The following is a 24,045-nucleotide window of genomic DNA, read 5'->3' as shown; positions in this document are numbered from 1 at the left end:
GGCGGGCTTGGCGGCCGCGGGCTTGGCGGGCGGCTGCGCGGGCTTGACCCCCGCCGCGGGCGCGGGCTGCGCCTGCGGGGCCTGCTTGGCCTGGGCGCGGGGCGCGGGACTCTGCCGGACGGCGTCCTCGACCATCTTCTCCAGCGGGCCGGCCTCGTTCTCGGCGGTCAGCAGCCGGTGCAGCGTGTCGCTGATCTCGGTGAGCCGCTGGAGGGCCTGGGTGTGGTTCTTGGTGAGCGCGGTGAGCCGCTGGGTCGCGCCCTCGTTGATCACGCTGGCGCGGCGCTCGGACGCGGTGAGGGTGCGCTCGGCCTCCAGCCGGGCGCTGGTCACCGTCTGCTCGGCCTCCTGCTTGGCGGACGACAGGACGCTGTCGGACTCCTTCTTGGCGGAGGCGAGCACGTGGTCGGCCTTCTCCTGCGCCTGGGCGAGGTTCCGCTCGGCGTGCGAGCGGGCCTCGTCGATGATCCGCTTGGACTCGTGCTCGGCGTCCTTGCGGATCTCGCCGCCCTTGGCCTCGGCCTCGGCCAGCTTCTCCCGGGCCTCGTCCTCGGCGAGGTTGATGATCTGCCGGAGCCGGTCGCTCAGGTCGTCGCCGGTCGGCTTGCGGGCCTCGCGGACCTCGGCCATCTCGCGGCGGATCCGCTCGACCTCGTCCTGCGCGCGGGCGAGCCGCGCCTCTAGTTCACGGTGCTTCTGCTGGGCGCGGGCGATGTAGTCGTCGACCTGGCGGCGGTTGTAGCCGCGCATGACGATCTCGAAGGACTCTTCTTGGAGGAGGTTCGGCAGGATTTCGGCTTCGTTGCTCATGATGCCTTGGGGGTCGTTGGCGGGGGTCGGCGCCCCGTCAGGGTCGGTTGAGTTGCGATCCTCACCCGCCGGTGAGCGGCCCACGGTGGGAAACGTCAGGACGACTCTTGTCCGGTCCACCCCATTCGCGCAACCGGAACGCACTTCTCGCTGTCGTTTCGTCACACGGGCGTGTGCGACAAACTATCCAATCTACGGAGAAATCGCTTCACCGGGGGCGGCTACCATCGGCGCCATGAGCTACCTGGGAGCGCTGGGCGAGGACCGGCCGGACATCGACCCCACGGCGTGGGTCGCCCCCGGCGCGGTCGTGGTCGGACGGGTGACGCTGGGCCGCGCGTCCAGCGTCTGGTACGGCTCGGTGCTGCGCGGCGACGACGAGGAGATCGTCGTCGGCGAGGAGTGCAACATCCAGGACCTCAGCTGCCTGCACTCCGACCCGGGCATGCCGGCGGTGCTGGAGGACCGGGTCAGCCTCGGCCACAAGGCGATGGTGCACGGCGCCCACGTCGAGACCGGCTCGCTCATCGGCATCGGCGCCATCGTGCTCAACGGCGCCCGCATCGGCTCCGGGACGCTCATCGCGGCCGGCGCGCTCGTCCCGCCCGGCAAGAAGATCCCGTCCGGGGTCCTCGTCGCGGGCACCCCCGGCAAGATCGTCCGGGAGCTGACCGACGACGACCGCGCCGTGCTGCGGTACACGCCCGAGGTCTACGTGCAGAAGGCCGAGCGGCACCGCACCGCCCAGTGGGACTGAACGGCGCGGTCCGGGGCGGCGGCGCGGTCCGAGAGAACGGCGCGCGGTCCGAAACGCGTGACAGGGGCGGCGCCAAAGTGCCCCGGCCCTACCCGGCACGGCTGTTTCCCCGCCTCTGATTATCCCTTGACCTGCGTAAACGCGGGGAAAGGGGCGCTGGGGGGAGCCTCGGCCGGATTCTGCTGACTACGATGACCATCGTGGTGTGGGGACCGGGCTATGGCAGTGCTCCGCCGCCCAGCCCCCCGGCGGGGCACGATCCGTTCACGGAGGCAGAGCGCGACACGAGGGCGATGGTGGCCGCCGCGTGGTGGCCGTCGGCGCCTCCGCAGCAGCGCCATCACGCCATCGCCGGCCGCATGCTCGTCCTGCCCGACGGGACGTGGTGGCTGTTCGGCGCGTGGGCCCGCTGGTACCGGCTGCACCCGGCCGACGGCCAGTGGTACCTGTGCCCGCCGCCGCGCATACCCTCCGTCCGCATGGCCGCGAGGCCCGCGCAGCAGGGGGCCGGCCAGGTCCCGGCGCTGCCGCCGCACGTCATCCCGGCCGGGCCCGACTTCTCCTACGACCCGCCGTCCGGGCTGCCCTTCGTCGCGCACGGGTTCGCCACCGAGCTGACCTCGCGGGTCCGCTCGACCGTCGAGTCCGCCGCCACGCTGGCGGCGCCCGACTACCCGCACTGGTGGCGGGAGTTCACGAGCGAGACGCCGTCCACCGTCGCCGTCGCCTGGGGCGTGATGCTGTGGTGCTCCGCCGCGCCCGCGTTCGACTCGCGGCTGGACGCCCAGATGCTCGACCTCTGGAAGCCGTACCGCGCCAGGCCCCTCCCCGACGTGGACGGTCCGCGCTGGCTCACCCCGCCCGCCCTGGAGTCGCTGGTCGCGCTCTACGCCGAGCGGCTGCGCGCCAGCCGGGTGGACGCCGCGGTGGTCGTCCTGCGGACGATGTGGGCCGTCGCCAGCGCCCTCCGCGACGACGTCCGGTTCCAGGTGAGGGCGGACGCGCTGCTCGCCATCCTCGGCGCCACCCTGTCCAACCCGACCGTCGACTACGGGGCGCTGCCCTACGGCGACCAGGCGATCGTCCAGCAGTGGCTGACGCGGTGCCCGCCCAACCTCGTGCCCGCGTTGAGGAACGAGAGCTCGCCGGGGGACAACTTCCGGCACGCCTTCTACACGCTCAGCGAGCTGATAGCCGACCTGTCGGGCGACCCCGCCGAACCGGCCTACATCGAGCCCCGGCTCGTGGCCGCCGCCCTGCTCGCCGCCGATCTGGACGTCGTCCGCAAGGACATGGTCGGCACGATCGTGCCCTGGCTGGACCCGGAGATCCGCTACACCGTCCAGGCGGTGTCGCAGCAGAAGGGGCATCCGCTGCGCCGGCTGTGGCCGCAGGACATGCGGCTCCCGGAGCCGCTGCGGTCGGCCGCCGGGTCGGGGCCGGGAGCCGAGTCGCTGCTCGCCGCCATGTACGAGGTCGACCTGGCGTGGTGCCGGCTCGGCGGCATGCCCGCCCGTCCGCGCGGCTTCCCCGTCCCGACCGCGGTCGTCGCCGGGATCATCGGACGCAACCGGGCCCGTGCCACGGCCGCCGCGCCGACGGCCGCGCCGCCGGCCAATCCGGCGCCGCCGCAGCCCGCGCCGTTCAACATGCCGAGCCAGCCCGGCATCGCCCCCGGCGCGTCGCCGCAGGAGGCGTCCGGGGCGAACTTCGCGCCGTCCGAGCCCGACCGCCCGTTCGTCCAGCCGCCCGCGCAGCCCGGCTGGGAGAACGCGCCCGGCCCGGCCGCCGGGCACGCCCAGGGGCCCGCGCCCGGCCAGCAGGCGGCGTTCGCCTCCCCGCCCGCCCCGGGGTTCGCGTCCCCGGACCCGGTGATGGGCGGCCACTCGCCCGCCGAGGAGGACAAGGACGAGGGCAGCGTCGCGCCGCCGTACACCGAGCTGGGGTTCCAGCGTTCCGGTGCGGCGCCGCCCGCGCCCGCGCAGCACCAGGCGCCGCCGGCGCCGATGCAGAGCCCGGCGCCGCCCGCGCCCATGCAGAGCCCGGCGCCGCCCGCGCCGATGCCGGGCCCGCCTTCGCCGCCGGCTCAGCCGCCGGTTCAGCCCGCCGCGCCCGAGCCGGTCCCGTCGGGCCGTGGGCCCGTGCCCCCGCAGGAGCTCGGCGGCTTCTCCCCTCCGGAGGAAGAGCAGCAGGACGAGAATTTCGTGCCGCCGTACACGGTGCTGGGTTACCAGCCGGCGGGCTCCGCTCCGCCGCCCCAGCCGAGCGCGCAGCCGAACGCCCGGCCGGGCGCGCCGAACCCCGCGCCTCCCGTCCCCGAGCCGCAGGCGTTCGACCCGTACGCGACCCGCATGGAGGGCCAGGGCGGCCCCCCGCAGCAGAACCAGCAGGGCCAGCCGACTCCGCGGGGCCAGCAGGGCCAGCGGGGCCAGCCGCCGGGGACGCGCATCCTCGGCCCGGGCGACCTCGAAGACGCGCCGCCCGGTCCTGTGCCGCCTGTGCCTCCCAGCCCCGGGGCGCCCGTCCCCGGGGGCGGACCGGGGACGAAGGTCATGTCCGGCACGATGGTCGGCGGCTTCGACTTCCTGGACGACACGCCGTCGCCGGACCAGCCCGTCCACGAGATCCCGCCGCCGAGCGACCGCAGCACCCGCCGCGTCCTGGAGCGGTTCGGGTTCGGCTTCGTGTACGGCGAGCACGACGCGGCCGCGCTCCTCGGCGACCTGAAGGCGCGGGCCGAGGAGTGGAAGGCCTCGGCGGACGGGGACGTCGAGCGCACCCGCGTGGACGGCGCGCCCAGCTCGGTCAGGTCCGGCGTGCCCGGCGTGCTGCTGGTCGGCGCCCCGCACTCGGGGCAGCGGCGGCTCGCCCGGATGATCGCGCTGACGCTGGCCAACGCGGGCCTCGGCGACGGGTCGATCCGCGCGCACGACGCCGAGGACGTCCGGAACGCGCCGCCGGAGGAGCTCGGGCGGCTGCTCGGGCAGCCGGGCCCGGTGATCCTCTTCGAGCGGCTGGACGTGGCGGTCGCCGGCGCGTCCGACCCGGCCGCGCTCGTCGGCGCGGTGCGCCGCGCCCGCCGCGACCCGGTGAACACCACGCCGGTGATCGCGACCTGCGAACCGCGCGCCTACAAGCGGCTGCTGCAGGACCATCCGAAGCTCGTGCAGGCGTTCCGCGTCCACCGGCTGCCCGACTTCGGCGACCTCGACAACCGGATGACGCTGCTGCACCTGCTGGCGGAGGAGCGGCGCGTCACGATCGGCGCGGCGGCCCTGGAGACGGTCCGCGCCGACCTGGAGCGGCTGCGCGGGCCCGGCGACCTGGTCAACGCGCGGCTGGTCGAGGCGTACCTGGACCAGGCGGCCCAGCGGAACATGGAGCGCGCCGGGGCGTCCCACGACCGGCTCGTGCTGACCCCGGACGACCTCGCGGGCGTCGCCGAGGGGATCGAGCCCGCGCTGCGCCCGCCCGGCGACATCGACGGCTACCTGCACCGGCTCGACCAGCTCACCGGCCTGGAGGACGTCAAGGCCGCCGTGGCGGAGCTGGCCGAGGAGGCGGGGCTCGCGGCCGACCGGGCCCGGTACGGGATGTCCGGCGGCGACGCGCGGCACCTGGTCTTCACCGGGCCGCCCGGCACCGGCAAGACGACCGTCGCCGGACTCGTCGGCGGCATCTACGCGGCGCTCGGGCTGCTGAACTCCGGGCACGTGGTCGCCTGCCGCCCCGTCCACCTGGCGGGACGCGACCGGGTCGACACCGAGAACCGGGTGGCGGGCATGGTCGAGCAGGCGCTCGGCGGCGTGCTGCTCATCCAGGAGGCGTACCTGCTCGACCGCTCTCCGGGCGTGGTGGCGGAGCTGCTGCGGCACATGAAGCGGGGCGCGGAGGGCCAGGGCAGGGCCAGGTTCATGGTGGTCTGCTCCAGCCCGGCGGCGGAGATGGAGGGCTTCCTCGCGGGGAACGCCGCCTTCCGCGCCGAGTTCGGGCGGACCCTGGAGTTCACCGGGATGGGCGACCGCGACATGGTCCAGCTCTTCCAGAGCTACGCCGAACGCGACCTCTACATGCTGGACGAGGAACTGCGCGTCGAGCTGCTCAACCGTTTCTCGCGCCTGCGGGAGGACCCGCAGTTCGCCTACGCCCGGACGGTCCGCGCGCTGTTCGAGCAGACGGTGGCGCGGCAGGCGGCCCGGCTCGCCGGGGCCGACGTCAACGCCGCGACCGTGGCCCGGCTGACGGTCCGCGACCTGCCCGAATCGCCGCTGGAGCAGATGCTCGGCGGCTTCCACCAGGGGCCGGGGCCGGGCTTCCAGTAGGAGGGCTGACGGCCCGTTCGTCCCATGGAGCATGGGTCATGCGCATCAGACGGGCATCACCTGGGAAGGCTAGCCAGTCCGGGGTGCGGCTCCCGAAACCGGTGCGTGCGGCCGTCCGGCGGCGCATGCGGACCTCCCCCGGACGGACGGGGCCGAGGTGGCCCTCGAATGGCCCTCTTGGGTCATGTGCCCGTCGCGGCGAGACGCGTAGCCTCGACGACGGGTGTGGGGAACGAACGGAGGTGGACGCGGTGCGCCAGAACCTCGATCTGCGCGTCCACGACCGCGTCGCGCTGGACGAGATCGAACTCTATGCCGAGATGCTCGGTGCGGTGGCGGCGGCGGAGCGGCCGCTGACCGTGGCCGAGATCGACGTGGTACTGGGAGTGCGGTCAGGCGACGCCGGTCGACGTGAGCTGACGCCACGAGATTGAGCACCGTAACCGGGGACGCCGTTTCGGGGCGTCCCCGGTTCGTCATTTCAGCCCCGCCGAAGCTCGCCGCCCAGGTCGCGGCACTGTAACGAATCTCACTCGCGGTCAACGCCGTTCGCGCGCTCGGGGCGTCCGCACGGCCCGAACCGGCGACCCTTCCTCCAGATAGGGGGCTTCTCGCGGGGTATGTACCTCCTGATCTAGGGCAGTCTTGTAGGTGAGAGGATGGCGGACAGCAGCCGAAGCCGGGGCAAAGGTTCTTTTTACGGCTGGTTGCGCCTACGATCCTCAGCGGACTGTTCCGGCACTTCAGGAGAACGACGTGCGCTTGCGTCTCACGCCGCGTGAGGACAGCTTCTACGACATGTTCGCCGACTCGGCGAACAACCTGGTCACCGGCGCCAGGCTGCTCGTGGAACTCATCAGCGACGGCGCCGACCGGGCGGCGATCGCGGAGAAGATGCGCGCCTGCGAGCATGCGGGCGACGAATGCACCCACGCGATCATGCGACGGTTGAACGAAACCTTCATCACGCCCTTCGACCGCGAGGACATCTACCGGCTGGCCTCCACGATCGACGACGTCATGGACGAGATGGAGGAGGCCGCGGACCTCGTCGTGCTCTACAAGATCGACGAGTTCCCGAAGGGCATCGTCCACATGGTCGAGGTCCTGGAGCGCGCCGCCGAGCTGACCGCCGAGGCCATGCCCCGGCTGCGGTCGATGAAGGAGCTCAACGAGTACTGGATCGAGATCAACCGGCTGGAGAACCAGGGCGACCAGGTCTACCGCAAGCTGCTGGCCCAGCTGTTCAGCGGCGAGTACGACACGCTGACCGTGCTGAAGCTCAAGCAGGTCATCGACCGGCTGGAGGACGCCGCCGACGCCTTCGAGCACGTGGCGAACACGGTCGAGACCATAGCGGTCAAGGAATCATGAGCGCTGCCGAGGACCCCGGCGCCACCCTCACCCGAGAGTCCCCGGCCAACGCCGAGACGCTGGGCGAGCAGGCGACCCGCCGGGTGACCGGACGCGCCTGGCTGCTCCTGCTGGCCGGCGTGCTGGTCGTCATGGTCGCGGGCGCGCTGGGGCTGCGGTCCGGCGCGCAGATGGCGGTGCTGATCCTCGTCGTCGTGGTGGCCCTGGTGTTCGACTACACCAACGGGTTCCACGACGCCGCCAACGCGATCGCCACGGCGGTCTCGACCCGGGCGCTCACCCCGAGGGTGGCGCTCGGCATGGCGGCCGCGATGAACATGATCGGGGCCCTGCTCGGCGTCGGCGTCGCCAAGACGATCAGCGAGGTCATCACGCCGCCGACCGGCCTGCACGGCCTCACCGTCGTCGCGGCCGGGGTGCTGGGCGCGATCACCTGGAACCTGATCACCTGGTACTTCGGGCTTCCGTCGTCGTCCTCGCACGCGCTGATCGGCGGGGTCGTCGGCGCCGGGCTGGCCTCGCTGTCGGACGTCAACTGGTCCAGCGTCGTCGACAAGGTCGCGGTGCCGATGGTGGTGTCGCCGGTGGTCGGGTTCTGCCTCGCCTACCTGGCCATGGTCGCGATCCTGTGGATCTTCCGGCGGTCCAACCCGAGCCGGGTCGGCCGCCGCTTCCGCATCGCGCAGACCATGTCCGCCGCGTCCCTGGCGCTCGGCCACGGGCTGCAGGACGCCCAGAAGACGATGGGCATCATCGTGCTCGCGCTGGTCACGACCGGGCACTCGGACGGCAGCTCCGTGCCCTGGTGGGTCATCATCGCGTGCGCGGGGGCGCTGTCGGCCGGGACCTACGCGGGCGGCTGGCGCATCATGCGCACGCTGGGCCGCAAGGTGATCGAGGTCGATCCGCCGAAGGGCTTCGCCGCCGAAGCGACCGCCTCCATCGTCCTGTACGCGACCGCGTTCATCTGGCACGCTCCAATCTCCACCACCCACACGATCACCTCGGCGATCATGGGGTCGGGCGCCACCAAGCGGCTCTCCGCGGTCCGCTGGGGCGTGGCCGGCAACATCCTCGTCGCGTGGGTGCTGACGATGCCCGCCGCCGCGGCGGTCGCGGCGATCGTCTACTACGTCGTCCACTTCTTCGGCGCGTGATCCCGGGGGCACCGCCCCTGGTCCGGGTGCCGGACCGGCATGCGCGCGGCCCGTGCGCCGGACGCCCCGGAGGCGTCCCGGCACACGGGCCGCGGCCGTGCTCACCGGTCCGGGATCGTGCTCACCGGTCCGGGGGTGTGCTCACTTGCCCGAGATGCGGTTCAGCGCGGGCGGGGAGACCGTCCCCTGGGCGGTGAAGTAGGCGACGAGCGCGTCCAGGTCGACGGGGCCGAGGACCTGGTCCTTGCCCTGGGTGAAGACGGAGAAGCCGTCACCGCCGCCCAGGAGGAAGTTGTTCGCCGCGACCTTGTAGACGGCGGCGGGGTCGACCGGGGTCCCGTCGATGGTGATCGCCGAGACGCGGTCGCCGACGGGCCTGGCGCGGTCGATGGCGAAGCGCAGGTTCGCCGACGGCTGGAGGATCTTCTCGCCCGCCGACGTCCACTGCTGTTCCAGGAGGGCGTCGATCTGCGCGCCGGTCAGTGACGTCACGCCCATCACGTTGCTGAACGGCTGCACGGCGAACGCCTCGCCGTAGGTGACGATCCCGTCGTCGCTCTCCGAGCCGCTCCTGCCGTAGACGAGGTCGGTGCGGACGCCGCCCGGGTTCATCAGCGCGACCTGGGCGCCGAGGTCCTTGGTCCCGGCGAGCTGGCCGTCGGCGATGACGTCGCCGAGCGCGGTCTCGCCCGCGGCGGACGGGGCGCGGGTGAGATCTGCGGTGATCCTGCCGATGGGCTTGTCGGCGATCGCGGAGACCCGGTCCTTCCAGGTCTGCACGAACGTCTGCGTCGCCGGGTCCGGCGGGACGTCCCGCGTCACGACGTGGTTGTCGGCCCTGACCGAGGACCGCACGATGTCGCCGGTCCGCCGGTTCACCTTGAGGTTCACCTCGGTGATGACGCGGCCGAAGGACGAGCCGGAGGAGAACAGCCGCGGGTTGCCCGCCGGGTCCTTGACCGAGCAGAGGTACTGCTGGTGGGTGTGCCCCGACAGCACCATGTCGATCTCCGGGTCGGCCTGCTGCGCGATGCGCGTCCCGGCGCCCGGCACGACGCCGCACTCGTCCGGCCGCTCACCCGGCTTGGCCTGGTCGCCCTCGTGCACGAGCACGACCATCGCGCGGACGCGCCGGCGCTTCAGCTCGCGCGCGGCCCGGTTCGCGGCGTCCACCTCGTCCTGGAACTCCAGGTCCTTGATGCCCTCGGCCGTGACGATGTTCGGGGTGGTCTTGGTGACGAGGCCGATGAAGCCGATCCGGACGCCGTTGATGCGGCGGATCGTCCAGGGCTTGACGGCGGGCCGGTCGTTCTTCTTCAGCAGGACGTTGGCGCCGAGGTAGTCGAACTTCGCGCCGCGCCACCGTCCCGCCGGGGAGCAGCCGTCGACGGGGTGGCAGCCGCCGTTCTGGATGCGCAGCAGCTCCTGGTAGCCCTCGTCGAACTCGTGGTTGCCGACCGCCGACGCGGTGACGCCGGCGTCGCCGAGGAACTGGACGGACGGCTCGTCGTGGTAGGCGGCCGAGATCAGCGGCGAGGCGCCGATCAGGTCGCCCTGGGCGACGGTGAGGGTGTCGCGGTCGCGCAGCCGCTTGAGGTGGGCGGCGACGTAGGCGGCGCCGCCCGCGGGCACGGCGTCGCCGTTCTCGTCGATGGCCGTCCCCGAGCTGCCGGACGGGGGTTCGAGGTTGCCGTGGAAGTCGTTCAGTGCGAGCAGCCGTAAGGACGCGGTCGGCGCGGGGCGCGCGGCGGCGGGTTGCGCGGCCACGCCCACGACCGTCGCCCCCGCCGCGGCGCAGGCCAGTAAGGTGCGTCGTCGAATCATGCTGAGGACGCTAGGGTCGCCCGGCATACGGTTCCCAGCGGCCCGATGACGTTTCCATGACGAATCGATCAGGAGCTGAGTCGATCAGGGGAGGCGGACCGGGCGTCCGTCCGGCGGCCGGCGGCGTCGGCATAGGGTGTGGACCGTGAGTGAGCTGCGGGCGCGCGGGACGCTGGGGGACGACGAGGTGGCCGGGGCGCTGGAGTCGGCCGAAGCCGCGACCGGGGCCGACGGGGTGGGGCCGCTGTCGGAGCACGCTCTGCTGGCCCTGCGGGGCGGCCGGTCCGGGCTCGCGGTGACCGACGGCGGGACCGTCGTCGCCTACGCCCACTTCGATCCGGCCTCCGGGGAGGAGCCCGCGGCGGGCGAGCTGGTCGTCCATCCGGAGCACCGGCGCCGGGGGCACGGGCGGGCGCTGCTGCGCGCCCTGAGGGACGAGGCCGGAGGGCCGCTGCGGGTGTGGGCGCACGGTGATCTCCCGGCCGCCGCCGCGCTCGCGTCCGCCGAGGGGATGGAGCGGGCCCGCGCGCTGTTCCAGATGCGGCGCCCGGCGGCCGATCCGCTGCCGGAGGCGGGCGTCGCCGAGGGCGTGACGATCCGCGCCTTCGAGCCGGGCCGGGACGAGGGCGCCTGGCTGGAGGTGAACGCCCGCGCGTTCGCCGACCATCCGGAGCAGGGCGCCTGGACGATGGACGACGTCCGCGAGCGCGAGGCCGAGGACTGGTTCGACCCGGGCGGCTTCTTCCTCGCCGAGCGGGACGGCCGGCTCGCCGGCTTCCACTGGACGAAGGTGCACCCGGGCGGCGTGGGCGAGGTCTACGTCGTGGGCGTCGACCCGTCCGCGCAGGGCCTCGGGCTCGGCCGCACGCTCACCCTGCGGGGCCTGCACCACCTGCGCGCCATCGGCATGGACCAGATCATGCTTTATGTGGACGAGTCGAACACCGCGGCCGTCCGCCTCTACGAGTCCCTCGGCTTCACCCGCTACGCCGTGGACGTCATGTACGCCACCACGGCGTAGCGCCCGCCGCCGTTCGGTGCCGGTCGCCGCGTGCGGCTCGGGCACCGGGTCGGGCCGCTCCCGGGAGCGCTCGGCGGGGGTGCTCGGCGGGGGTGCTCGCCCGGCCTCCTGAACGCCCGCCACCTCGGGAAACCCGCGGTTACCCGGATGCCGGCCGGCCAACCCTCCTTGAGGTTGTCCCGACCGGGATTTTGGGCTGTTGAGCTGCGATGTTAACCCGGCGTCCACGGCAAATCGGGGCATTCTTCGCAACTGTGCTCGTCTGCGTTCATTTGCCGTTCACCTGGATCGGGGCGGCTGGTCACCTCGCCTGCCTAGCGTCGCACTCGACGGCGAACCCGTCGTCCGGTCGACATGGGCCGGGGCGGCTCGGGGGACCCGCCCGACGAAACTCAAGGAGACCCTCCGGTGAAGAACGGTTCCCGACTCGCTGCCCTGGGCGGTGTGGTCGTAGCGGGGGCGCTGGCCCTCTCCGCCTGCGGGAGCGACAACAACACGACGGCGAGTTCGAGCGCCGCGCCGTCCGGCGACATCGACTGCGCGAAGGCCAGCGTCAACGCTGCCGGGTCGAGCGCGCAGAAGAACGCGATGGAGGAGTGGACGAAGCTCTACTCGTCCAAGTGCGCGGGCGCCAACCTGAACTACAACCCGAGCGGCTCGGGTGCGGGCATCCAGGCGTTCACGAGCGGTCAGGTCGCCTTCGCCGGTTCCGACTCGTCCCTCAAGCCCGAAGAGGCCGCCGCCGCGCAGAAGCGCTGCCAGGGGAGCAACGCGCTGAACCTGCCGATGGTCGTCGGCCCGATCGCGGTCGTGTACAACGTGCAGGGCGTGGACGGCCTGAAGGTCTCGCCCGAGACGCTCGCGAGCATCTTCTCCGGCAAGATCAAGACCTGGAACGATCCGGCGATCGCCAAGGAGAACGACGGCGCCAAGCTGCCGTCGCAGCCGATCAAGCCGATCTACCGGTCGGACGAGTCCGGCACCACCGAGAACTTCACGAACTACCTGCACACCACCGCGCCGAAGACCTGGACGTGGGAGAAGGCCAAGAAGTGGCCGAACTCCACCGGCCAGGGCGCGCCGAAGTCCGACGGCGTCACCAGCCAGGTGAAGAGCACCGCGGGCGCGATCTCCTACGTGGAGATGTCGTACGCGGAGAACAACAAGCTGCAGACCGCGCACGTCAAGAACGGCGCGGGCGAGTTCGCCGAGCTGTCGCCCGACAGCGCGTCCAAGGCCGTCGCCGGCGCGCAGGTCACCGGCACCGGCAACGACGTCGCGCTGAAGATCGACTACGCGACCAAGGAGCCGGGCGCCTACCCCATCGTCCTGGTCACCTACGAGATCGCGTGCGAGAAGGGGCTGCCCTCCGAGCAGGGCAAGTTCGTCAAGTCCTTCCTCACCTACACCTCCAGCGCGGACGGCCAGAAGATCCTGACCGACAAGGGCTACGCGCCGCTCCCGCAGAGCGTGCTGACCAAGGTCCAGGCGTCCGTCAAGGCCCTGTCCTGACAGCAGAAGACGGGAACCGCAGCCCCGCCGCCGAGTACTTCGGCGGCGGGGCCGACGCGGGTTCCGGCGACATGATCGAAGGAGGACGTCCCGTGATGAGCGAGACCGGCGTCGGCGCGGCCGCCGGCGTCGACCGCCGTGCCGCCGCGAGGCGGATGAGCACCGGGCGCGCCGGAGACAAGATCTTCGTCTCGGCGGCCCGCGGCTCGGGCATCATCGTGCTGCTGATCATGGCCGCGATCGCGGTCTTCCTCGTGTGGAAGGCCGTCCCGGCGCTGCAGGACAACAAGGCGAACTTCCTGACCGCGGAGGAATGGAACCCGAACGCCACGCCGCCGAGGTTCGGCATCGCGCAGCTCGCGTTCGGGACGGTCGTGTCGTCGCTGCTGGCGATGCTCATCGCGACGCCGGTCGCGGTCGGCATCGCGCTGTTCATCTCCTTCTACTCGCCGCGGCGGCTCGCCTCCGGGCTCGGGTACGTCGTGGACCTGCTCGCGGCGGTGCCGAGCATCGTCTACGGGCTCTGGGGCCTGGTCTTCCTGTCCCGGCACATGGAGGGGATCAGCACGTTCCTGAACTCGGTCCTCGGCTGGATCCCGATCTTCGGGGGCGACTCTCCCGGCAAGAACTCGATCTTCACCGCCTCCGTGGTGCTCGCGATCATGATCCTGCCGATCATCTCGTCGATCTCGCGCGAGGTGTTCCTGCAGGTGCCGCGGGCCAACGTGGAGGCCGCGCTCGCGCTCGGCGCCACCCGGTGGGAGACGATCCGGATGGCGGTGCTGCCCTACGGCCGCTCCGGCATGATCGGCGGCGCCATGCTCGGGCTCGGGCGCGCCATGGGCGAGACGATCGCGGTCGCGATGGTCCTCACCTTCGTGCCCGGGATCAACATCCACCTGCTGGAGAACGGCGGCGCCACGTTCGCCTCCAACATCGCCAACAGCTTCGCCGAGGCGTCCACCACCGGCCGCGGCGCCCTCATCGCCTCCGGCCTGGTGCTGTTCGTGATCACCCTGCTCGTCAACATGGCCGCCCGCGCGGTCGTCGCGCGCCGGAAGGAGTTCGTGTGACCACCGTCTCCACCAGCAAGCCCGCCCCCGGCGCCCGGCTGGCGCCGGTCTCCGCCGGGCGCAAGATCAAGGACCGGGCCGTCCAGGGCCTGGTCTATCTCGCGTTCGCGCTGGCGCTCATCCCGCTGCTGTCGGTGCTGTGGACCGTGGTCGTGAACGGCGCCGAGCGCCTCGACCCGACGTTCTTCCAGTTCTCGATGAACGCCGTCAGCGGCAGCGACGCCGGCGGCGGCGCCTACCACGCGATCATCGGCACGCTGGAGCAGGTGCTGATCACCAGCCTGATCGCCGTGCCGATCGCCGTGCTCACCGCCATCTACCTGGTGGAGTACGCCGGCAACGGGCGGCTCGGCAAGGTCATCAGCTTCACCGTGGACGTGATGACCGGCATCCCGTCGATCGTCGCGGGCCTGTTCGTGCTGGCGCTGTGGCTGCTGACGTTCGGCTTCGACTTCTCCGGGCTCGCCGGATCCCTCGCCCTGACGATCCTGATGATCCCGACGGTGGTGCGGGCGACCGAGGAGATGCTCAAGCTCGTCCCGAACGACCTGCGCGAGGCGTCCTACGCGCTCGGGGTGCCGCGCTGGCGGACGATCTGCTTCGTCATCCTCCCGACCGCGATGACCGGCATCGTCACCGGCGTGATGCTCGCCGTCGCCCGCGTGATGGGCGAGACGGCGCCGCTGCTGCTCACGATCTTCTTCACCAAGGCGATCAACAACGACCCGTTCAACGGCGCGCAGGCCTCGCTGCCCACCTTCATCTGGGAGCAGGCCGCCGACCCCAACCAGAACTCGATCGACCGGGCCTGGACGGGGGCGCTCGTGCTGATCGGGATCATCATGCTGCTCAACCTGGTCGCCCGGCTCGTCGCGCGGCGCAAGGCGCCCGCGGGGCGCTGATCCCCCCTTGGTTCGACAGCCGCGCATTCGCGGAGCCCGCTGACCCAGAGAAAGGAACCCTGACCCCATGGCCAAGCGGATCGAGGTATCCGGGCTGCACGCCTACTACGGCGGCGTCCACGCCATCGAGGACATCTCGATGACGATCGAGCCGCGCTCGGTGACGGCGTTCATCGGGCCGTCGGGCTGCGGCAAGTCCACGTTCCTGCGCACCCTGAACCGGATGCACGAGGTCATCCCGGGCGCCCGCGTCGAGGGCAAGGTGATGCTGGACGAGGAGGACCTGTACGACTCGGCCGTCGACCCGGTCGCGGTGCGGCGCGTCGTCGGGATGGTGTTCCAGCGGCCCAACCCGTTCCCCACCATGTCGATCTACGACAACGTGGCGGCCGGGCTCAAGCTGAACGGCGTCCGCCGCAAGGGCCGGCTGGACGAGGTCGTCGAGGAGTCGCTGCGCGGGGCCAACCTGTGGAACGAGGTCAAGGACCGGCTCGCCAAGCCCGGCGCCGGCCTGTCGGGCGGGCAGCAGCAGCGGCTGTGCATCGCGCGGGCGATCGCCGTCCAGCCGCAGGTGCTGCTGATGGACGAGCCGTGCTCGGCGCTCGACCCGATCTCCACCCTCGCGATCGAGGACCTGATCGAGAAGCTGAAGACGCAGTACACGATCGTGATCGTCACGCACAACATGCAGCAGGCGGCCCGGGTCAGCGACCGCACCGCGTTCTTCAACATCGCGGGGACGGGCAAGCCCGGCAAGCTCATCGAGATCGACGACACCAGCAAGATCTTCGCGAACCCGGAGCAGAAGGCCACCGAGGACTACATCACCGGCCGCTTCGGCTGATCCCGGCCCGATCGGTCCCGGAGTCGGTCTTCGGCTCCGGGCTTTCCGCGCGGCTCGAAGCCTTCCGGGCCGCTCGGACCACATCTCTCCGTTCGGCGGAGGCCATTTCTTCGCACTTCCAGGTGTCGTGAACGGTGCGGACTTCATCGGCGGGGCATTGCTCCTAGGGATCGATCGCCGTCCCGCGCAGTCGGTGAGCGCGTGACGGGTGCGGTCGCCGGTCGTTCAGACGCTGGGGTGGTGGAGAGATGCGCAAGCCCTCGGTGCTGGCCGCGTCCATGGTCGTGGTCGGCGCGGCCGCGGCCCTGAGCGCCGGCTGCGGTGGCGAGGGAGCCGCTCCTCCCCCGCACACCGCCGCGGAGGCGCGCAGCCCGATCGAGCACGTCGTCGTCATCTACGGAGAGAACGTCTCCTTCGACCACTACTTCGGGACGTATCCGAAGGCCGCCAACACCGACGGCACGCCGTTCCACGCCGCGCAGGGGACGCCGAAGGCCAACGGGCTGAGCGGACGCCTCCTGACAAGGAACCCCAACCGGTACGGCCCCAAGCGGCTCGGTCCTTCCCAGGCCCTCACCTGCGACCAGGACCACGGCTACGCCGCCGAGCAGAAGGCGGTCAACGGCGGCCGCATGGACAAGTTCGTCGAGTTCACCGAGCGCGGTGAGTGCGGCGGCCGGCCGCTCTTGTTCGGCGGACCCGGCCTCGTCATGGACTACTACGACGGCAACACGGTCACCGCTATGTGGAACTACGCGCAGCGCTATGCGATGAGCGACAACTCCTGGGATTCGGTGTTCGGGCCGTCCACCCCCGGCGCCCTCAATCTCGTCTCAGGGCAGACGCACGGCGGTTACGCGGTCGATCCGAAGACGCACCGGAAGGTGTCGGACCCGTCCGTGGTCTCGTCTCCGGACGGGGACGGCGTGGGCACGGTCATCAACGACCCTGATCCGGCGTTCGACGACTGCTCCGGCGACGGCCACGCGTCCGGCGGCAACCTCACCGTCATGACCGGCCGCAACATCGGCGACCTGCTGAACGCGAAGCACGTGACGTGGGGCTGGTTCCAGGGCGGCTTCCGTCCGACCGGCATGAGGAACGGCTACAAGGTCTGCGGCGCCGCGCACGCCAACATCGGCAAGAGCCAGGTCGTCGACTACAGCCCGCACCACGAGCCGTTCCAGTACTACAGGTCGACGGCCAACGAGAAGCATCTGCCTCCGTCAGCGGTGGCTGCGATCGGCCTCACCGACCAGGCCAACCACCAGTACGACCTGGCCGACTTCCACGCGGCTCTCGCCGCGCACCACATGCCGGCCGTCTCCTTCCTCAAGGCCCCCGCCTACCAGGACGGCCACGCCGGCTACTCAGACCCTCTGGACGAGCAGAGGTTCGTCGCGTCCACGGTCAACGCGATCGAGAAGTCCCCCGAATGGGCCTCGACAGCGGTGATCCTCGCCTACGACGACTCCGACGGCTGGTACGACCACGTCCCTCCGCGCATCACGAACGGTTCGGCCGACCCCGCGCAGGACGGGCCGGCCTGCCGGAAGGTCGGGGCGGCCGGGGGCCACCAGGACCGGTGCGGGCCCGGCCAGCGGCTGCCCCTGATCGTCATCTCGCCGTACGCCAGGGTGAACCACGTGGACCACCGCCCTTCGGAGCAGGCGTCGATCCTGCGCTTCATCGAGGACAACTGGGGTGTCGGCCGTATCGGAGACGCCTCCTTCGACATTCGCGCCGATGCGTTGAACTCGATGTTCGACTTCTCCGGCGGAAGGGCGCGCCGCGTCCTCATCGACCCGAGCACCGGAGCAGTCTCCGGGAGGCCCTGAACGCCCTCTGGCGGGCCGCGGGGTCAGGTCGTGAGGGGGTCCAGGACCACCACCGGGATGTCGCGTTCGGAGGTGGCCTGGTAGCTGTCGTAGAGGGGGAAGATCGAGGTCATCCGGGCCCAGAGCGACGGCTTCTCGTGGGGGGCGGCGGTGCGGGCCTGTGCGGTGAAGGTGTCGGCTCCGAGCTGCACGGTCACCTGCGGGTGCGCGGTGAGGTTGAGGTACCAGGCGGGAGGCTGGGCGGCTCCGGCGTTGGAGGCCACCAGCAGGTAGCGGTCCTCGTCCCGGCCGTAGATCAACGCGGTGCGGCGCAGTCTGCCGGACCGGCGGCCCCGCGTCGTCAGCAGCAGCGTCGGCCAGCCCTGGTAGAGGTGGCCCTGGGCGCCGTCGGTTTCGACGTAGGCGCGGATGTGGTCGGCGACCCAGGGGGTCGGGCTGTCGAAGATCTCGTCCTCGGGCGCGGTCATGGCCTGCTCCCCGTGCCGGTGTCGCGGGATGTGGCCGTCCACCAGAAGACGGGGATGAGAACGGCTCCGACGGCCAGGTGGGTGAGGGCGAGCACCGCTTTGGTCCCGCCTGCGGCCTGCACGCTGATCAGGGGCAGGAACGACACCGCGAGCAGGACGAGGGCGGTGGCCGTCCAGATCCGGGCCGCCAGTCGCGTCACCCGTTCCAGCACGGCCAGCAGCGCCCAGCCGAGGAGCGACGGAACCAGCGCGAAGACGCTGATGGCGGCCGCTCCCAGGTCCCGTGGCTCTTGACCTTCCTGCCGGATCACCAGGTTCTGGCCCAGGAGGGGTTCGCCGACCGCCCAGACCGCCAGCGCGGCCGCGACCGCGCCCGCGGCGGCCAGTGCCCGCGCGGGTCCTGGATTTCTGAGGCTGACGTGGGTCCTCGCTCGCGTCATCGCAACGATTCCTTCAGCTGCTCGATAGTTTAGGAACTGAACCTTTCGGTCGTCGTGGAGCGTAGCAGTTACTTCAGGAGCTGAACAGTTAAGGGGCTTAATCGCTGACTATGCTGGTGGCATGAGCCCCAATGCCGAGGCCGAGGCCGGCGCGGACGCGGTCGTGGCCGAGTTGAGCGGCCTCGTCTTCGAGGTGACCGGGCGACTGCGCGCCCAGTTCAACGCCGCCGCGGCGGAACTCGGTCTTCCCCCGGCCCAGGCGCTCGTCCTGACCAACCTGTCCGGGCCTGCCCCCATGCGTCAGCTGGCCGACTGGCTGTCATGCGAGCCGTCGAACGTCACCGGCATAGTCGACGGCCTGGAACGCCGCGGCCTGGTGACCCGCCGACCCGCTCCGGACGACCGCCGCGTCAAGCACGTGGTGCTGACCGAAGCCGGCGAGCGCAAACGCACGGAGTTGCGCTCCAGGGCCCACGCGCTGGCTCGGAACTTCTTCGAGCTGCCCGGCTCCGACCAGAGGCACCTTCGTGACTTGCTCGCACGTGTTCTGGCCGGGCCGCCGACGGGCGTGGACGCGGCATCCGGCTGAGGCGACGAGGGCATCTCGTTGCGCGCTCCGAGGGCTGGCTGCTCGGGCGCTGGGGTGGTGGTGACGGCAAGGATGCGCGCCGGCCGGACGGTCCCCACGTCCGGCCGGCGCGCACGTCACTGACCTGTGCGGTCGGCCGCGGGGGCGCTGGTGTTGTGGATCAATTGCCGGAGCACCTTCAGGGCGGTGACGTAGTCGGCGTCGTCTATGCCCTGGTGGATGAGGGCGCGGATCGCGGGGGCGTGCTCCTTCCACTCGGTTCGGGTCCTCTCGCCCGCCTCGGTGATCCACAGGCGTCCGTCGCTGTCGCGGGTCGACCAGCCGTGCTGCAGGAGGACCTTCGACTCGGCCTCCAGGTCGTCCTCCGGCCTCAGGTAGGACTTCATGGCCTCCCGCAGTTCGGGGATCGTCATGCCGTGCCCGTCGGGCGAAAGGTCGTTCTTCGACAGGTTGCGGAGCAGCCAGAACTGCGGCTGCGTGAAGCCGAACTCGGCCTGCCGGGCTCGGGTGAACGCGATGAGGGCCTCGTAGGCCAATCCGGTCCAGTAGGCGGCCGGCTGGGCGGCCAGTTCGGCGTCGGAGACTTCTCCGGTCTTCATGTGCGGTGTCCCCCCAATGGACGATCACTGGTCCGGGCACCGTAAAACCTGAAGTTTCCTTGAGGTCAAGGCGACGAGGGCCGTGCCGCGGGCGGGAACGGCCGCGATCGCGGTGGGGCGCCGGGGAACCAGTCCGGTTCCCCAAGCGTCGGACGGGCCGGAAAACCTCCGACAAGAAGGAGTGCCGTGTTCGACCAAGTCTCCACCGACGTGCCGCCGCCCGCCGAACTCTGGGCCCAGGGCGTGGTCAAAGCCATGATGGCCCCCTACTTCGACGACTGTTCCGGTCAGGTCCACGTGGACGGCGGCAGCCTGCGCACCGAGGACATCGGGAACGGCTTCTGGGCCCTGCGCTGGGTGGAGGGCGGCCGGGCACTGCTGTACGGCTACGACAACGAGGTCTCCGACACGCACATCCAGGACCTGCCCGTCGACCTGCTCGCCGGAGGCCCGGCGTGGCTGCCGTGGGGCTGGCTCCAGGACCTTCTGGTGGACGAGGACTACTCCGTGGCCTTCCTGCGCTGGTGGGACGGCTCCTGGGAGGGCCCGCCGCTTCCCGAGCACGTGGACGACGGACTGTCCGTCATCCTCGCCGACGGGGCCGAGCGCATGGACGAGCTCATCGACGAGGACGGCTCCCCGTCGGCGCTGGCCTACCAGGACCTGATGCGCGCGGTGACCGCCGGGAACGTCGAGCGTCCCGCCGTCGAGGCGCTGCTCGCGGCGCTGGACGCGGGGGACGCCGACCCGCGCGAAGCGCTCGACGTGGCCGCCCGGGCGGGCGTCACCCGGGAAGAGGAGCTGGTGGAGCTCCCCGCCGGCGACGGCGAGCCGTCCGACCGCTGGGTCCCGGTCTTCTACCACGACCACCTGCCCACGGTGACGGCCATGGCGGAGCGCGAGGGCATCGAGATCGCCGAGCTTCCCGGCTCCGAGCCGCCCACCCTGAAGGCGCCGCCCCGATTCTGCTTCAACGGCGCACCCGAGCCTTCCGGGTCCTGACCGGCCGGTGGTCAGGGGCGGGTGCTGGTCCTGTGGACGAGGGACCATGCCGCTGCCCGGGAGTCTGGACGGCCCAGGACGATCCGCGCGCAGGACGCGCCCTGCTCGCGTAGGGACTGGGCGACCGTCGTCAGGCCGAGTGGCGCCGCGGCCGCCGCGTCGTCCCAACCGGTGATCGCCACATCGCCGGGGATGGACCGGCCGGCGGCGCGGACCGCTCGAACGACGCCGGACGCCTGCTGGTCGCTCATCGCGGCGATCGCGTCCGGCGGCTCCGCGGAGGCCAGGAGGGCCGCCGCGGCCCGCTCGGCCTCGGCGGCGTCGTTGCGCGCGCACACCGCGACGGTCACGTCCCCCCAGGCGATCCCGGCGTCCTCGGCCGCCTGCCGGTAGCCCTCCAGGCGGTCGCGCGTCACCGGGAAGGCGGCCTCGGGGAGGGCCCCGCCCTTGGAGATCATGGTTTTCCGGTCACGGGAGAGCGGGAAGCTCACCACGGCGGGGCGCTCGGCGCCCGCCCAGGCGGCGGCGCCGACCGCGCGGGCCGCCGCGCGGTTGTCGATGCTCACCAGGTCCATGCCGCCGACCGCCGGCCCCCCGTGGACCACCGCGGGGCGCCTCGTCGCCCGGACGGCCGCCAGGACGGGGTCGTCGTCGGAGGTGGTCCAGACGATGAAGCCGTCGACGGCGGCGTCGGTGATCCGGGTGACGTCGCCGGCGGCACCCGTGACGGGGACGAGGGTCATGCCGTACCCGTGCTCGCTGCAGACGCCGGCGACGCCCGCCATGAAGGACACCGCCTCCGGGTCCTCGAACGCGTAGCTCAGATGCTCGCCCATCACCACGCCGAGCGTGCGGTTGCTGCCCCGGCGCAGGGACCGGGCGCTCGGGTCGGGGCCGGCGTAGCCCAGTTCGGCCGCCGCGGCGAGGACCTTGGATCTGGCCTGGTCCGAGACGCGGTTCGGGCGGTTGTAGGTGTAGGAGGCGGTCATGACGGACACGCCTGCTCGTTCCGCCACCTGGGCCAGGGTCACGCGCTTCGCGCCTCCGGACGGCTCCATGAGGCCCCATGGTAGTTGTGTATCGTTACACGCATGGGTGTCGGGACCTCGTGGCGCGCGTTCGTGGGGTTCGCCGCGTTCGGGGCGTTCTGGGGGGTGTGGGGCGCGTCCGTGCCCCGCGTCCAGGACCAGGCGGGGATCGGGGACGGCGCGCTCGGCTTCGCGCTGCTGTTCGTGGGCGCGGGCGCCCTTCCGGCGATGCTGCTGACGGGGCGGGCGCTGGATCGGTGGGGGCCGGGAGTCGCGGGTGCGGCCCTCGCGGCGTTGGGCGGGGCCGGAGTCGCGGTGGCGTTCACCGCCGTGAACCTGGCCGGGCTGTGCGCCGGGCTCGCGGTGGTGGGCGCTGCCAGCGGAGCGGCCGACGTGGGCATCAACGCGGTCGCCGGGAGGGCGGAGAGAGCCGCCGGGAGGGCGGTCATCACTCGGGCCCACGGCGTCTTCTCCGGTCTCGTGGTCCTTGCGAGCCTCGCCAGTGGGGTGGCGCAGTCCCTGCCGCTCGTGGTGCCGTTCGCGGTGGCGGGCGGCGCCTGCGTGGCCGCCGGGATGTGCCTGTGGGCGTTTCCTGGGGACTTCGTCGTCCGGCGTGAGGCGGTGGCGCCGTTGGGGCGGCACCGGATCGTCCCGCTGCTGCTCATCGGGGTGCTGGGCGCGCTCGCGTTCGCCAGCGAGAACGCGCACCAGAGCTGGAGCGCGGTCTTCGCCGACGACGAGCTGCACGCGGGCGGGCTCAGCGCCGTCGCGCCCGCCGTCTTCGCGGGGACGGTGGCGATCACGCGGTTCTCGGCGGGCGGGGCGAGGGCCGTCCGCGGGATCCTTCTCGCGGGGGCGGCGGGGGCCGCGGGCGGGGCCCTGGTCATCGCGGTCGCGTCCACGCCGGCGGTCGCCGGGGCCGGGCTCGCGATGGCCGCCGCCGGGACCGCCGTGCTGTTCCCGACGCTGCTCCGCCTGGTCGCGCGGAACGTCGACGACGACCACCGGGGGCGCGCGACGTCGGTCGTCACGACCGTGTCCTATCTCGGGTTCCTCGCCGGACCGGTCTATGTCGGGCTCTGGGCGGACGCCGTCGGGCTGCGCGGCGCCATGGTCGCGGTCGCGGCGCTCGCGGTCGTCCTCCTCGTCCTGACCCCGGTGCTGCTCCGTCTCGGCGGCTTCGCCGGCGGGGAGCGGGACGGTCAGGCGCGGGCGGGGGCCTTCTCCTCGGCGTCGCCCGGGCGGTGGTCGGGGACGAAGCGGTAGCCGACGTTGCGGACGGTGCCGATCAGGGACTCGTACTCGGCGCCGAGCTTGGCGCGGAGGCGGCGGACGTGGACGTCGACCGTGCGGGTGCCGCCGAAGTAGTCGTAGCCCCAGACCTCCTGGAGGAGCTGGGCCCGCGTGAAGACGCGGCCCGGGTGCTGGGCCAGGTACTTCAGCAGCTCGAACTCCTTGAACGTCAGGTCGAGGACGCGGCCGCGGAGCCGGGCGGTGTAGGTGGCCTCGTCGATCGTGAGGTCGCCGCTGCGGATCTCGCCGGGGACGTCGTCGGCCTCCGCGCCCGCCGCGGCCCGTCCGAGGGCCAGGCGGAGGCGCGCCTCGACCTCGGCGGGGCCGGCGGTCTGGAGCAGCACGTCGTCCAGGCCCCACTCGGAGCTCAGGGCGGCGAGCCCGCCCTCGGTGACGATCGCGAGCAGCGGGCAGTCGAGTCCGGTGGTGCGCAGCAGGCGGCACAGGCCCTTGGCCTGGACCAGGTCGCGGCGGGCGTCCACCAGGACGACGTCGGCCGGCGGCGCGTCGATGAGCGCGGAGCCCTCGGCGGGCGCGACGCGCACGGAGTGCAGCAGAAGTCCGAGCGCCGGCAGGACCTCGTCAGAGGGCTCCAACGCGTTGGTCAGCAAGAGCAAGCTGCTCAAATGCCGCCTCCCGTCCCTAAAAGACGTAGGACCCAGGCGGCCCATCCCCAAGACCGGCGCGCGGCCGGCGGCTCGAAGACGAGGCGGCCATGCAGAGCCTTGCGGATGAACTCCATGGCCTCGTCGCCCGGATCCCTCACCCCTGAGCATAACCGAGGTGCCTCCGGCGGCCATGTCGCGGCCTGGCCGGACCGTGTCAGCGGGAGATGAGAGCCTGGAGGCATGGCCAAGGGAACGATGCGGTACTGGGCGGCGGCCAAGTCCGCCGCGGGGACGCACGAGGAGCCGTACGACGCGGCGACGCTGGAGGACGCGGTCGCCGCGGCCAGGGCCGGGCGCGGCGACGAGTTCGCCCGGGTCGTCGGGCGGAGTTCGTTCCTGGTCGACGGGGATCCGGTCGGGACGCGGCCGCACGCGTCGGTGACGCTGCCGGAGGGCGGGGTCGTGGAGGTGCTGCCGCCCTTCGCAGGTGGCTGAACGGGTGGCTGAGCGAGTGGCTGATCTCACAGCGGGGTGATTTTCCCGGCTCAGAGGTCATTCTCCGGAGCGACCCTTTTTGGGCGGTTC

22 protein-coding genes are annotated in these 24,045 nt (G+C 72.1%); 15 read left to right on the top strand and 7 right to left on the bottom strand.

Annotated features, from left to right (window positions below):
- Positions 1-810 (bottom strand): DivIVA domain-containing protein (locus AB0K37_RS07715; RefSeq protein WP_363976385.1); only part of this gene is annotated, 810 nt, incomplete at its 3' end.
- A 235-nt stretch (positions 811-1,045) separates the two neighbouring features.
- On the opposite strand from AB0K37_RS07715, the gene AB0K37_RS07710 reads away from it, so the two are divergent.
- The 5 genes from AB0K37_RS07710 to AB0K37_RS07690 all read left to right on the top strand — a co-directional run bounded on the left by AB0K37_RS07710 (position 1,046) and on the right by AB0K37_RS07690 (position 8,420).
- Positions 1,046-1,567, top strand: coding sequence for a gamma carbonic anhydrase family protein (locus AB0K37_RS07710; RefSeq protein WP_363976382.1), 522 nt, complete (start codon positions 1,046-1,048; stop codon positions 1,565-1,567).
- Positions 1,568-1,758: 191 nt separating this feature from the next.
- Positions 1,759-5,889: an AAA family ATPase gene (locus tag AB0K37_RS07705; protein WP_363976379.1), complete on the top strand. Its 4,131-nt coding sequence runs from the start codon at positions 1,759-1,761 to the stop codon at positions 5,887-5,889.
- A 251-nt stretch (positions 5,890-6,140) separates the two neighbouring features.
- Complete coding sequence (locus AB0K37_RS07700) at positions 6,141-6,323, top strand: hypothetical protein (RefSeq protein ID WP_363976376.1); 183 nt, start codon at positions 6,141-6,143, stop codon at positions 6,321-6,323.
- Between the two features lie 322 nt (positions 6,324-6,645).
- Positions 6,646-7,263, top strand: a complete 618-nt coding sequence (locus tag AB0K37_RS07695) for a DUF47 family protein (RefSeq protein WP_132199943.1) — start codon at positions 6,646-6,648, stop codon at positions 7,261-7,263.
- Positions 7,260-8,420: an inorganic phosphate transporter gene (locus AB0K37_RS07690; protein WP_363976373.1), complete on the top strand. Its 1,161-nt coding sequence runs from the start codon at positions 7,260-7,262 to the stop codon at positions 8,418-8,420. Before AB0K37_RS07695 ends, AB0K37_RS07690 begins: the two co-directional genes overlap by 4 nt.
- 141 nt (positions 8,421-8,561) lie before the next feature.
- Here AB0K37_RS07690 and AB0K37_RS07685 read toward each other — a convergent pair whose 3' ends face one another.
- Positions 8,562-10,244 (bottom strand): bifunctional metallophosphatase/5'-nucleotidase, encoded by a 1,683-nt coding sequence (locus tag AB0K37_RS07685; protein WP_363976370.1) that lies wholly within the window; start codon positions 10,242-10,244, stop codon positions 8,562-8,564.
- Between the two features lie 154 nt (positions 10,245-10,398).
- On the opposite strand from AB0K37_RS07685, the gene mshD reads away from it, so the two are divergent.
- From mshD to AB0K37_RS07655, 6 genes are all read left to right on the top strand, one after another.
- The gene (gene mshD, locus AB0K37_RS07680; RefSeq protein WP_363976392.1) at positions 10,399-11,265 is read left to right on the top strand and encodes a mycothiol synthase; all 867 of its coding nucleotides are present in this window, start codon (positions 10,399-10,401) and stop codon (positions 11,263-11,265) included.
- Between the two features lie 408 nt (positions 11,266-11,673).
- The gene (pstS, locus tag AB0K37_RS07675; protein ID WP_345172765.1) at positions 11,674-12,777 is read left to right on the top strand and encodes a phosphate ABC transporter substrate-binding protein PstS; all 1,104 of its coding nucleotides are present in this window, start codon (positions 11,674-11,676) and stop codon (positions 12,775-12,777) included.
- A gap of 92 nt (positions 12,778-12,869) precedes the next feature.
- Positions 12,870-13,850, top strand: coding sequence for a phosphate ABC transporter permease subunit PstC (gene pstC / locus AB0K37_RS07670; RefSeq protein ID WP_363976366.1), 981 nt, complete (start codon positions 12,870-12,872; stop codon positions 13,848-13,850).
- The gene (pstA, locus tag AB0K37_RS07665; RefSeq protein ID WP_363976364.1) at positions 13,847-14,752 is read left to right on the top strand and encodes a phosphate ABC transporter permease PstA; all 906 of its coding nucleotides are present in this window, start codon (positions 13,847-13,849) and stop codon (positions 14,750-14,752) included. The genes pstC and pstA overlap by 4 nt, the downstream gene beginning before the upstream one ends.
- A 67-nt stretch (positions 14,753-14,819) precedes the next feature.
- Positions 14,820-15,596 (top strand): phosphate ABC transporter ATP-binding protein PstB, encoded by a 777-nt coding sequence (pstB, locus tag AB0K37_RS07660; protein ID WP_185031461.1) that lies wholly within the window; start codon positions 14,820-14,822, stop codon positions 15,594-15,596.
- A gap of 248 nt (positions 15,597-15,844) precedes the next feature.
- Complete coding sequence (locus AB0K37_RS07655) at positions 15,845-17,434, top strand: alkaline phosphatase family protein (RefSeq protein WP_363976361.1); 1,590 nt, start codon at positions 15,845-15,847, stop codon at positions 17,432-17,434.
- A 23-nt stretch (positions 17,435-17,457) separates the two neighbouring features.
- Here the strand turns inward: AB0K37_RS07655 and AB0K37_RS07650 are convergent, their stop codons facing one another.
- The gene (locus AB0K37_RS07650) at positions 17,458-17,901 is read right to left on the bottom strand and encodes a nitroreductase family deazaflavin-dependent oxidoreductase (protein WP_363976358.1); all 444 of its coding nucleotides are present in this window, start codon (positions 17,899-17,901) and stop codon (positions 17,458-17,460) included.
- Positions 17,898-18,341, bottom strand: a complete 444-nt coding sequence (locus tag AB0K37_RS07645) for a DUF6069 family protein (RefSeq protein WP_363976355.1) — start codon at positions 18,339-18,341, stop codon at positions 17,898-17,900. The genes AB0K37_RS07650 and AB0K37_RS07645 overlap by 4 nt, the downstream gene beginning before the upstream one ends.
- Positions 18,342-18,462: 121 nt before the next feature.
- Here AB0K37_RS07645 and AB0K37_RS07640 point away from each other — a divergent pair, with 121 nt between their 5' ends.
- Positions 18,463-18,930: a MarR family winged helix-turn-helix transcriptional regulator gene (locus AB0K37_RS07640; RefSeq protein ID WP_363976352.1), complete on the top strand. Its 468-nt coding sequence runs from the start codon at positions 18,463-18,465 to the stop codon at positions 18,928-18,930.
- A 116-nt stretch (positions 18,931-19,046) separates the two neighbouring features.
- Here AB0K37_RS07640 and AB0K37_RS07635 read toward each other — a convergent pair whose 3' ends face one another.
- Positions 19,047-19,529, bottom strand: a complete 483-nt coding sequence (locus AB0K37_RS07635) for a MarR family winged helix-turn-helix transcriptional regulator (protein ID WP_363976349.1) — start codon at positions 19,527-19,529, stop codon at positions 19,047-19,049.
- 186 nt (positions 19,530-19,715) lie between these two features.
- On the opposite strand from AB0K37_RS07635, the gene AB0K37_RS07630 reads away from it, so the two are divergent.
- Positions 19,716-20,531, top strand: coding sequence for a hypothetical protein (locus AB0K37_RS07630; RefSeq protein WP_363976346.1), 816 nt, complete (start codon positions 19,716-19,718; stop codon positions 20,529-20,531).
- An 11-nt stretch (positions 20,532-20,542) separates the two neighbouring features.
- Here AB0K37_RS07630 and AB0K37_RS07625 read toward each other — a convergent pair whose 3' ends face one another.
- Positions 20,543-21,589, bottom strand: a complete 1,047-nt coding sequence (locus tag AB0K37_RS07625; protein ID WP_363976343.1) for a LacI family DNA-binding transcriptional regulator — start codon at positions 21,587-21,589, stop codon at positions 20,543-20,545.
- A gap of 33 nt (positions 21,590-21,622) precedes the next feature.
- Here AB0K37_RS07625 and AB0K37_RS07620 point away from each other — a divergent pair, with 33 nt between their 5' ends.
- Positions 21,623-22,825 (top strand): MFS transporter, encoded by a 1,203-nt coding sequence (locus AB0K37_RS07620; RefSeq protein WP_363976341.1) that lies wholly within the window; start codon positions 21,623-21,625, stop codon positions 22,823-22,825.
- Here the strand turns inward: AB0K37_RS07620 and AB0K37_RS07615 are convergent.
- Positions 22,762-23,478: a response regulator transcription factor gene (locus AB0K37_RS07615; protein WP_363976338.1), complete on the bottom strand. Its 717-nt coding sequence runs from the start codon at positions 23,476-23,478 to the stop codon at positions 22,762-22,764. The genes AB0K37_RS07620 and AB0K37_RS07615 overlap by 64 nt on opposite strands.
- Before the next feature lie 222 nt (positions 23,479-23,700).
- Between AB0K37_RS07615 and AB0K37_RS07610 the strand changes: the two genes are divergently transcribed.
- Complete coding sequence (locus AB0K37_RS07610; RefSeq protein ID WP_345172788.1) at positions 23,701-23,955, top strand: MoaD/ThiS family protein; 255 nt, start codon at positions 23,701-23,703, stop codon at positions 23,953-23,955.
- Positions 23,956-24,045: the final 90 nt, after the last annotated feature.

Source organism: Actinomadura sp. NPDC049753 (assembly GCF_040674655.1).
In the GTDB taxonomy this organism is placed as follows: Bacteria; Actinomycetota; Actinomycetes; order Streptosporangiales; family Streptosporangiaceae; genus Spirillospora; species Spirillospora verrucosospora.
This window is presented reverse-complemented; position numbering and strand designations above follow the sequence as displayed.

Coding starts and splice junctions, on each gene's coding strand:
- AB0K37_RS07710 (WP_363976382.1), top strand. CDS start 1,046: ATGAGCTACCTGGGAGCGCTGGGCGAGGACCGGCCGGACATCGACCCC.
- AB0K37_RS07705 (WP_363976379.1), top strand. CDS start 1,759: ATGACCATCGTGGTGTGGGGACCGGGCTATGGCAGTGCTCCGCCGCCC.
- AB0K37_RS07690 (WP_363976373.1), top strand. CDS start 7,260: ATGAGCGCTGCCGAGGACCCCGGCGCCACCCTCACCCGAGAGTCCCCG.
- AB0K37_RS07685 (WP_363976370.1), bottom strand. CDS start 10,244: ATGATTCGACGACGCACCTTACTGGCCTGCGCCGCGGCGGGGGCGACG.
- pstB (WP_185031461.1), top strand. CDS start 14,820: ATGGCCAAGCGGATCGAGGTATCCGGGCTGCACGCCTACTACGGCGGC.
- AB0K37_RS07655 (WP_363976361.1), top strand. CDS start 15,845: ATGCGCAAGCCCTCGGTGCTGGCCGCGTCCATGGTCGTGGTCGGCGCG.
- AB0K37_RS07650 (WP_363976358.1), bottom strand. CDS start 17,901: ATGACCGCGCCCGAGGACGAGATCTTCGACAGCCCGACCCCCTGGGTC.
- AB0K37_RS07645 (WP_363976355.1), bottom strand. CDS start 18,341: ATGACGCGAGCGAGGACCCACGTCAGCCTCAGAAATCCAGGACCCGCG.
- AB0K37_RS07640 (WP_363976352.1), top strand. CDS start 18,463: ATGAGCCCCAATGCCGAGGCCGAGGCCGGCGCGGACGCGGTCGTGGCC.
- AB0K37_RS07635 (WP_363976349.1), bottom strand. CDS start 19,529: ATGAAGACCGGAGAAGTCTCCGACGCCGAACTGGCCGCCCAGCCGGCC.
- AB0K37_RS07625 (WP_363976343.1), bottom strand. CDS start 21,589: ATGGAGCCGTCCGGAGGCGCGAAGCGCGTGACCCTGGCCCAGGTGGCG.
- AB0K37_RS07620 (WP_363976341.1), top strand. CDS start 21,623: ATGGGTGTCGGGACCTCGTGGCGCGCGTTCGTGGGGTTCGCCGCGTTC.
- AB0K37_RS07610 (WP_345172788.1), top strand. CDS start 23,701: ATGGCCAAGGGAACGATGCGGTACTGGGCGGCGGCCAAGTCCGCCGCG.